Raw genomic sequence first — 7,685 nt, forward strand, 5'->3', positions numbered from 1 at the left:
TCTGATGCCAGCCTCATCCGTTACCCCGCCAAACACCGCCGAGCACAGCCTGCGTCAACACTGGATCGGCGTCCTGGCCCGCGCTCGGCGATTCGATTTCAGCGCCCACGAGCCGGCCCTGCGCGATGCCGAGTACCAGTTGATCCGCGCCCCGGAGATCGGCATGACCCTGGTCCGTGGACGCATGGGCGGCACTGGCGCGCCGTTCAACCTCGGCGAGATGAGCGTGACGCGCTGCGTGGTCCGCCTGGCCGACGGGCGCACCGGCTACAGCTACCTGGCCGGCCGCGACAAGGCCCGCGCCGAGCTCGCCGCGCTGGCCGATGCGCACCTGCAAGGCCCGCAACAGGCGCACTGGATAAGCGCGTTGATCGAACCCCTGGCGCAGGCTCACGCCGCGCGCCGAGCCCGGCAAGAAGCCGAAACCGCAGCGACCAAAGTGGAGTTCTTCACCCTGGTCAGAGGAGAAAACTGATGACTGCCACTCTTTTACAGCCCGCATTCGCCGACCCTGTGCTCGACGCCCAGCGCAGTTTTCGCGCCGCGCTCAAGGCGCTCGCCGGCCCCGGCGTTGCCCAGCAGCTGGCGCCCGCGCAGTTGCCGCCGCACCTGCACGGCCTGGCCCCCGCCAGCCATGCGTTGTGCCTGGCGCTGCTGGATGTCGACACACCACTGTGGCTCGCCCCGACCTTCGACACCCAGGCGATTCGCGCCAACCTGACCTTCCACTGCGGCTGTCCCATCGTCAGCGACCGGCAGAACGCCCGCTTCGCGCTGCTGGACGACAGCCAGCTGCACGATCTGAGCGGCTTCGATCTGGGCAACGATCGCTACCCCGATCAGTCCTGCACGCTGCTGGTGCAACTGGCGGCACTCGAAGGTGGACGTCCGTTGACCTGGCGCGGCCCGGGTATCCAGCGTGAAAACCAGGTGGCGCTGCCCCTGGCGGGAGATTTCTGGCAGGAGCGTGAAGCGCGCAATGACTTCCCGCGCGGTATCGACATGTTCTTCGTCGCAGGTGATCGCTTGCTGGGCCTGCCGCGCAGCACCCAGGTCGCGTTCGCGGGAGGTGCCTGATGTACGTAGCCGTCAAAGGTGGCGAGCAGGCCATCGACAATGCCCATAAAGCGCTGGCGAAAAAACGTCGCGGCGACACCTCGGTGGCCGAACTCGCGGTGGAACAGATCCGTCAGCAGTTACCCCTGGCGGTCGCGCGCGTCATGACCGAGGGCTCGCTGTATGACGAACAACTGGCAGCGCTGGCGATCAAGCAGGCGGCGGGCGATCTGGTCGAAGCGATCTTCCTGCTGCGCGCCTACCGCACCACCTTGCCGCGCTTTGCCGCCAGCCTGCCGATCGACACCGCGGACATGCTGCTGACGCGACGTCTGTCCGCCACCTTCAAGGACGTACCGGGCGGTCAACTGCTCGGCCCGACCTTCGATTACACCCATCGCCTGCTGGATTTCAGTTTGCTCGCCGAAGGCGAATTTCCCGGCCCGCAGACGCAGGAAAACACCGCGCTGCAACCCTGCCCGCGAGTCTTGGGCCTGCTGGCCCGCGAAGGTTTGATCAAGGAAGAAATCGACAGCGGCGCGGCCATTGCCGACATCACTCGCCAGCCGCTGGAATACCCGGCCAGCCGCGCACAACGCTTGCAGGCGCTGGCCCGTGGCGATGAGGGCTTCCTGTTGGCGCTGGGTTATTCGACCCAGCGCGGCTATGGCCGCAATCACCCGTTTGCCGGAGAAATTCGCGTCGGTGAAGTCGAGGTGTGGATCGAGCCTGAAGAACTGGGCTTCCCGATCGCCATCGGTGCCATCGAAATCACCGAGTGCGAGATGGTCAACCAGTTCGTCGGCTCAGCCAGCGAGCCGGCGCAGTTCACCCGCGGTTACGGCCTGGCGTTCGGGCATGCCGAGCGCAAGGCCATGGGCATGGCGCTGGTCGACCGCTCGCTGCGCGCCGAGGAGTACGCCGAAGAGATCCAGTCGCCGGCGCAGCAGGAGGAGTTCGTCCTGGCCCACTGCGACAACGTCGAGGCGGCCGGTTTTGTTTCGCACCTCAAGCTGCCGCACTACGTCGACTTCCAGTCCGAACTCGAGCTGATCCGCAAACTGCGCACGCCCTTCAAGGAGCACAGCCAATGAACGCCGCCACGCAACCGCGCCCCGAGCGCGACGAGGCCTACAACTTTGCCTACCTGGACGAACAGACCAAACGCATGATCCGGCGCGGCTTGCTCAAGGCCGTGGCGATCCCGGGTTATCAAGTGCCATTCGGCGGCCGGGAAATGCCCTTGCCCTATGGCTGGGGCACTGGCGGCATGCAACTGACAGCGGCGATCCTCGGCGCCGATGACGTGCTCAAGGTGACCGACCAGGGCGCGGACGACACCACCAATGCGGTATCGATTCGGCGCTTTTTCGCCCGTACTGCGGGGGTCGCCACCACCGAACGTACGGGGGCGGCGACCATCATCCAGACCCGTCATCGCATCCCGGAAATGCCCTTGAGCGCCGATCAGATCATGGTCTACCAGGTGCCCAACCCCGAGCCACTGCGCTTTATCGAGCCGTTGGAAACCGAGACCCGGACCATGCATGCGCTCAATGACTACGGGGTGATGCACGTCAAACTCTACGAGGACATCGCCACCTTCGGCCACATCGCCACGGCCTACGCCTACCCGGTGACCGTGAACGATCGTTACGTGATGGACCCCTCGCCGATTCCCAAATTCGACAATCCCAAACTGCACATGAGCCCGGCGCTGATGCTGTTCGGCGCAGGTCGTGAGAAGCGCCTGTACGCGGTGCCGCCCTACACCAAAGTCGCCAGCCTGGATTTCGAAGATCATCCGTTCGAGGTGCAGAAGTGGGAGCACGACTGCGCCATCTGTGGCAGCCGCGCGTCGTTCCTCGACGAGCTGATCCTCGACGACCAGGGCACCCAGCGCTTCGTCTGTTCGGATACCGACTATTGCGCGCAGCGCGTCAGCCAGGGGAGGGACGGCCAATGATCGCTGCCCGAGCATTGAATGAAGCAAGCGCCAGCGACCGCGCGACCGATCGTGCGCAACCGCTGCTCAAGGTACGCGGTCTGGGCAAGTTGTATGGCCCGCAACAGGGCTGTCAGGACGTCAGTTTCGAGCTGTATCCGGGCGAGGTGCTGGGCATCGTCGGCGAGTCGGGCTCCGGCAAGTCGACTTTGTTGTCCTTGCTCAGTGGCCGCTGCCCGCCGGACGCCGGTGGCATCGATTACCGCCGCAGCGATGGCCGCTGGCTGGATCTGTACAGCGCCAGCGAAGCCGAACGCCGTACCTTGCTGCGCACCGAATGGGGCTTCGTCGAACAGAATCCCCGTGACGGCCTGCGCATGGCGGTCTCGGCCGGCGCCAACATCGGCGAGCGGCTGATGGCCCAGGGCGTGCGCAATTACCAGGCGCTACGGGCGGCGGGGCTGGATTGGCTGAACCAGGTGGAGATCGATCCGGCGCGCATCGATGATCTGCCGCGCAGCTTCTCCGGCGGCATGCAGCAGCGCCTGCAAGTGGCGCGCAATCTAGTATCGGGGCCGCGTCTGGTGTTCATGGACGAGCCCACGGGCGGGCTGGACGTGTCGGTGCAGGCGCGTCTGCTCGACCTGATGCGCGGCCTGGTGCGGGAGTTGGATCTGGCCGTGGTGATCGTCACTCACGACCTGGCGGTGGCGCGGCTGCTGGCGGATCGGCTGATGGTGATGCGCCGCTCGCGTGTGGTGGAGACCGGCCTGACCGACCAGATCCTCGACGACCCGCAACATCCTTACTCGCAGTTGCTGGTGTCCTCGGTCCTGCAACCCTGATCCGTTCATTGGAGTGCCTGTCATGAACACGCTGATCGAGGTCCGTGACCTCTCGAAGACCTTCACCCTGCACCAGCAGAACGGCGTAGTGCTCAGGGTGCTGCGCGGTTTGAATTTCGCGGTACGCGGCGGCGAATGCCTGGTGCTGCACGGCCAGTCCGGCGCCGGCAAGAGCACGCTGTTGCGCACTCTCTACGGCAATTACCTGCCCGCTGGCGGCAGCATTCGTGTCCAGCATCAAGGCCAATGGCTGGAACTGGTCGGCGCCGAGCCCCGGCAAGTGCTGGCGGTGCGGCAGCAGACGCTGGGCTATGTCAGTCAGTTTCTGCGGGTGATCCCGCGGGTGTCGACGCTTGACGTGGTGATGGAACCGGCACTGGCCCGTGGCATGCCGCGCGAGGAGGCCAAGGCCCGCGCCGAGCACCTGCTGGCACGCCTCAATATCCCCCAGCGCCTGTGGCAGCTGGCGCCAGGGACTTTCTCCGGTGGCGAGCAGCAGCGGGTCAACATTGCCCGGGGTTTCATGGTGGCGTGGCCGCTGATGCTGCTCGACGAACCCACCGCTTCACTGGACGACGCCAACCGCCAGGTGGTGCTGGAACTGATCGTTGAGGCCAAAACCGCCGGCGCTGCGGTGATCGGCATTTTCCACGATCGCCAGGCCCGCGAAGCGGTCGCCGATCGCCATCTGGACATGACCCCGGCGCAGTTGACCGCCAAGGAGCTGCTCGAATGCTGAACGAACAAATTCTTACCAACGCCCGCATCGTCACCGGGGATCGCGTGTTCAATGGCACCGTGGTCTTGCGCAATGGCTTGATCAGTGAGATCGAGACCGGACGCAGCCTGTTGCCCGGCGCGCAAGACCTCGACGACGACTACTTGCTGCCCGGCCTGGTGGAGCTGCACACCGACAATCTGGAAAAACACCTCAGCCCGCGCCCCGGCGTCGACTGGCCGTCGGCGTCGGCGGTGATCAGCCACGACGCCCAGATCATCGCGGCCGGCATCACTACGGTGTTCGACGCGTTGTCCATCGGCGACGTCAACCCTCAGGGCAAGCGCATGCAGCAGTTGCCGGGCATGGTCGAGGCCATCGCCAGGGCCAACGCGGCCGACATGACTCGCGCCGAGCATCGTTTGCACCTGCGCTGTGAGGTCTGCCATCCGGACACGCTGAGCGTGTTTCGCGATCTGGTGGAGCAGCCGCTGGTGCAGTTGGTGTCGGTGATGGATCATTCGCCGGGTCAGCGGCAATTCGCCCTGGAGTCCAAGTACCGTGAGTACTACATGGGCAAGTACCACATGAGCAGCGAGCAGATGGACGATTTCATCGTCGAGCAGGTGGCCAACTCGAGGGTCTACAGCGACCGTTATCGCCGCGCCATCGTCGACATCTGCCTGGAGCGCGGGCTGTCGGTGGCCAGTCACGACGACGCGACGCTCGAGCATGTCGAGGAATCGGCCGCCTACGGCATGTCCATCGCCGAGTTTCCGACCACGCTGGAAGCCGCGCAAGGCTGCCGTCGTCTGGGCATGAGCGTGTTGATGGGCGCGCCGAATATCGTGCGCGGCGGCTCGCATTCAGGCAACATCGCGGCGGCCAGTCTGGCCCAGGCAGGGCTGCTGGATATTCTGTCGAGCGACTATTACCCGGCGAGCCTGTTGCAGGCGGCGTTCACCTTGGCGGCGCAGCTCGAAGACGATGGCCAGGGCGCCGGCCTGGCGCGGGCGATGGCCACGGTCAGCGGCGCGCCGGCCAGAGCCGCCGGGCTCGATGATCGCGGCGAAATCCGCGTCGGTCTGCGCGCCGATCTGATTCATGCTCGGGCCCACGGTATGCTGCCGGTGGTGCAACAGGTCTGGCGGCAAGCGAAGAGGGTGTTCTGATGGCAGGCAGGTTGATCTATCTCATCGGGCCGTCCGGTTCGGGCAAGGACAGCCTGCTCGATGCGGCGCGCGAGGCACTGGCCAAGCGCGGCTGCCGGATCGCGCGGCGGGTCATCACCCGTTCCGCAGAGGCCTGCGGCGAGGCCGCCCAGGCGGTCGACGTAGAGCAGTTCGTGGCGATGCAGGCACAAGGCGAATTTGCCCTGAGCTGGTTCGCCAATGGCCTGTACTACGGCATTCCCACTGCCATCGATGGCTGGCTGGCCAGCGGCCAAGACGTGCTGGTCAATGGCTCGCGCGGGCATCTGCCGCAGGCGCGCGAGCGCTATCCCGCGTTGCGCGTGGTGTTGCTCAGCGTCGATGAGGTGGTGCTGCGCAAACGCTTGCTGACACGGGGGCGCGAATCGGTAGAGGAGATCGATGCACGGCTGGCGCGCAACGCGCAATTCTGCGCGCACCTACTGGCCAACGAGCCGGCAGTCATCGTGCTGGACAATTCCGGCGTATTGACCGGGACCGTCACGCGCCTGCTCCACTATATCGATCGCGAGGACGTATGCGCCTGACCTTGCTCGGCACCGGCGATGCCCGGCAGGTGCCGGTGTATGGCTGCCGATGCGCGGCGTGCCTGGCCGCGCTGAAGGATTCGCGTTGGCGTCGGTTGCCCTGCTGCGCCTTGGTGGAGCAGGGAGAACAACGCTGGTTGATCGACAGCGGCCTGACCGATCTCACCGAGCGCTTCGCGCCGCACAGCCTGAGCGGCATTCTGCAGACTCACTACCACGCCGACCATGCGCAAGGCTTGCTGCATCTGCGCTGGGGGCAGGGGCTGACGATTCCGGTGCATGGCCCCGTGGATCAGGAAGGGCTTGCGGACCTGTACAAACATCCCGGGATTCTGGATTTCAGCCAGCCGTTCACGGCCTTTGAAACGCGACGGTTTGCGGCGCTGAGCGTCACGGCCTTGCCGCTGCTGCATTCGCGGCCGACGCTGGGTTATGTCCTGGAAGGGGGAGGGCGCCGGATTGCCTACCTGACTGACACGGTGGGGCTGCCGGATGAAAGCATGGCCTGGCTGCAAGGGGAATCACTGGATGTCTTGGTGCTTGACTGCTCGATACCGCCTCAGGCGCAAACCCCGCGCAACCACAATGACCTCAATCTGGCTTTGCAGATCATTGCGGCGTTGCAGCCACGCCAGGCCGTGCTGACGCATGTCGGACACACCCTGGACGCTTGGTTGCTGCAAGAACCGCGGGCGTTGCCTGCCAACGTCACCGTCGCTCGGGACGGGATGGTGCTGTAGGCCGATCCCAGGCCCGGATCAGCGGCGCAGCAAACGACCGATCACCAGCGCCACTGCGGCACTGATCGCCAAGGCGGCGACAGGTTTCTCTTTGACGAAAGTCGAGACGCTATCCAAAGCATCACCGTAGGTCTTGGTCAGTTGCCCGGACGCCTCGTGAGCCGCGCCCTCGGCTTGAAGCTTCGAGTCGCCAAACAACTTGCCTACCGCGCCTTGTGCCTTGCCGGCGACTTTCTCTGCAATGCCTTCGATCTGTTCGTTTTTCATGGTAGGGCCTGTCTGGTCTGAATCGTGGAGGGTCGTGCAAGCTGAGTGCTTGCCTCATACGATTAGGGCGATTGGGTGAGGGGTTAGTTCCGTTGCTATTGCAGATGGCCGATTGGCGTTCTCAGGTTCACAACGGTATCGGCGCACATTACAGGATCAAGTAGGAGGCGGGTTCACACCCGCCGTCCTCTCACACCACCGTACGTACGGTTCCGTATACGGCGGTTCAGGCCATGCGGCTAAGCCGGTTTATCGTATCCAGTATCGAGACCAGTCCAAGCCCGTCCCACAGCTTCTTGGGCAACGCCTGATTCATATGCGGCGCTCCCGAGTTCCACCATGGGCCACGGCCATTGACCGTCGACTTCCACGCTCG

10 protein-coding genes and 1 pseudogene are annotated in these 7,685 nt (G+C 64.9%); 9 read left to right on the forward strand and 2 right to left on the reverse strand.

Going from position 1 to position 7,685, the window contains the following annotated elements; translation table 11 throughout:
- The first annotated feature begins 4 nt into the window (after window positions 1-4).
- The 9 genes from phnG to phnP are packed head-to-tail and all read left to right on the forward strand — an operon-like array spanning window position 5 to window position 7,042.
- A complete protein-coding gene (gene phnG / locus AC3WJP_RS09225; protein WP_493721162.1) occupies window positions 5-475 on the forward strand; it encodes a phosphonate C-P lyase system protein PhnG in 471 nt (156 codons plus the stop codon).
- Window positions 475-1,077: a phosphonate C-P lyase system protein PhnH gene (gene phnH / locus AC3WJP_RS09230; RefSeq protein WP_493721163.1), complete on the forward strand. Its 603-nt coding sequence runs from the start codon at window positions 475-477 to the stop codon at window positions 1,075-1,077. Before phnG ends, phnH begins: the two co-directional genes overlap by 1 nt.
- Complete coding sequence (locus tag AC3WJP_RS09235; protein ID WP_493721164.1) at window positions 1,077-2,150, forward strand: carbon-phosphorus lyase complex subunit; 1,074 nt, start codon at window positions 1,077-1,079, stop codon at window positions 2,148-2,150. Before phnH ends, AC3WJP_RS09235 begins: the two co-directional genes overlap by 1 nt.
- Window positions 2,147-3,022: an alpha-D-ribose 1-methylphosphonate 5-phosphate C-P-lyase PhnJ gene (locus tag AC3WJP_RS09240; protein WP_493721165.1), complete on the forward strand. Its 876-nt coding sequence runs from the start codon at window positions 2,147-2,149 to the stop codon at window positions 3,020-3,022. The genes AC3WJP_RS09235 and AC3WJP_RS09240 overlap by 4 nt, the downstream gene beginning before the upstream one ends.
- Window positions 3,019-3,846, forward strand: a complete 828-nt coding sequence (gene phnK / locus AC3WJP_RS09245; protein WP_493721166.1) for a phosphonate C-P lyase system protein PhnK — start codon at window positions 3,019-3,021, stop codon at window positions 3,844-3,846. The genes AC3WJP_RS09240 and phnK overlap by 4 nt, the downstream gene beginning before the upstream one ends.
- 22 nt (window positions 3,847-3,868) lie before the next feature.
- Window positions 3,869-4,585 carry a phosphonate C-P lyase system protein PhnL gene (gene phnL / locus AC3WJP_RS09250; protein WP_493721167.1) on the forward strand — a complete coding sequence of 239 codons (717 nt, stop codon included), beginning with the start codon at window positions 3,869-3,871 and terminating at the stop codon, window positions 4,583-4,585.
- Window positions 4,579-5,736, forward strand: coding sequence for an alpha-D-ribose 1-methylphosphonate 5-triphosphate diphosphatase (locus tag AC3WJP_RS09255; RefSeq protein ID WP_493721168.1), 1,158 nt, complete (start codon window positions 4,579-4,581; stop codon window positions 5,734-5,736). Before phnL ends, AC3WJP_RS09255 begins: the two co-directional genes overlap by 7 nt.
- On the forward strand, window positions 5,736-6,302 hold the full coding sequence (gene phnN / locus AC3WJP_RS09260; protein ID WP_493721169.1) for a phosphonate metabolism protein/1,5-bisphosphokinase (PRPP-forming) PhnN: 567 nt from the start codon (window positions 5,736-5,738) through the stop codon (window positions 6,300-6,302). Before AC3WJP_RS09255 ends, phnN begins: the two co-directional genes overlap by 1 nt.
- The gene (phnP, locus tag AC3WJP_RS09265) at window positions 6,293-7,042 is read left to right on the forward strand and encodes a phosphonate metabolism protein PhnP (RefSeq protein WP_493721170.1); all 750 of its coding nucleotides are present in this window, start codon (window positions 6,293-6,295) and stop codon (window positions 7,040-7,042) included. Before phnN ends, phnP begins: the two co-directional genes overlap by 10 nt.
- Window positions 7,043-7,060: 18 nt before the next feature.
- On the opposite strand, the gene AC3WJP_RS09270 is transcribed toward phnP, so the two are convergent.
- Together AC3WJP_RS09270 and AC3WJP_RS09275 are read right to left on the reverse strand one after the other, a co-directional pair.
- Window positions 7,061-7,309 carry a CsbD family protein gene (locus tag AC3WJP_RS09270; protein ID WP_493721171.1) on the reverse strand — a complete coding sequence of 83 codons (249 nt, stop codon included), beginning with the start codon at window positions 7,307-7,309 and terminating at the stop codon, window positions 7,061-7,063.
- A 226-nt stretch (window positions 7,310-7,535) separates the two neighbouring features.
- Window positions 7,536-7,685, reverse strand: a pseudogene (locus AC3WJP_RS09275) (group II intron reverse transcriptase/maturase); the annotation flags it as partial.

The organism is Pseudomonas sp. GW821-FHT01A09 (genome assembly GCF_058986725.1).

What these genes read in the sequence shown, in the direction of transcription:
- phnH (WP_493721163.1), top strand. Translation starts at nt 475, where the DNA reads ATGACTGCCACTCTTTTACAGCCCGCATTCGCCGACCCTGTGCTCGAC.
- phnL (WP_493721167.1), top strand. Translation starts at nt 3,869, where the DNA reads ATGAACACGCTGATCGAGGTCCGTGACCTCTCGAAGACCTTCACCCTG.
- phnN (WP_493721169.1), top strand. Translation starts at nt 5,736, where the DNA reads ATGGCAGGCAGGTTGATCTATCTCATCGGGCCGTCCGGTTCGGGCAAG.
- AC3WJP_RS09255 (WP_493721168.1), top strand. Translation starts at nt 4,579, where the DNA reads ATGCTGAACGAACAAATTCTTACCAACGCCCGCATCGTCACCGGGGAT.
- phnK (WP_493721166.1), top strand. Translation starts at nt 3,019, where the DNA reads ATGATCGCTGCCCGAGCATTGAATGAAGCAAGCGCCAGCGACCGCGCG.
- AC3WJP_RS09270 (WP_493721171.1), bottom strand. Translation starts at nt 7,309, where the DNA reads ATGAAAAACGAACAGATCGAAGGCATTGCAGAGAAAGTCGCCGGCAAG.
- AC3WJP_RS09240 (WP_493721165.1), top strand. Translation starts at nt 2,147, where the DNA reads ATGAACGCCGCCACGCAACCGCGCCCCGAGCGCGACGAGGCCTACAAC.
- AC3WJP_RS09235 (WP_493721164.1), top strand. Translation starts at nt 1,077, where the DNA reads ATGTACGTAGCCGTCAAAGGTGGCGAGCAGGCCATCGACAATGCCCAT.
- phnG (WP_493721162.1), top strand. Translation starts at nt 5, where the DNA reads ATGCCAGCCTCATCCGTTACCCCGCCAAACACCGCCGAGCACAGCCTG.
- phnP (WP_493721170.1), top strand. Translation starts at nt 6,293, where the DNA reads ATGCGCCTGACCTTGCTCGGCACCGGCGATGCCCGGCAGGTGCCGGTG.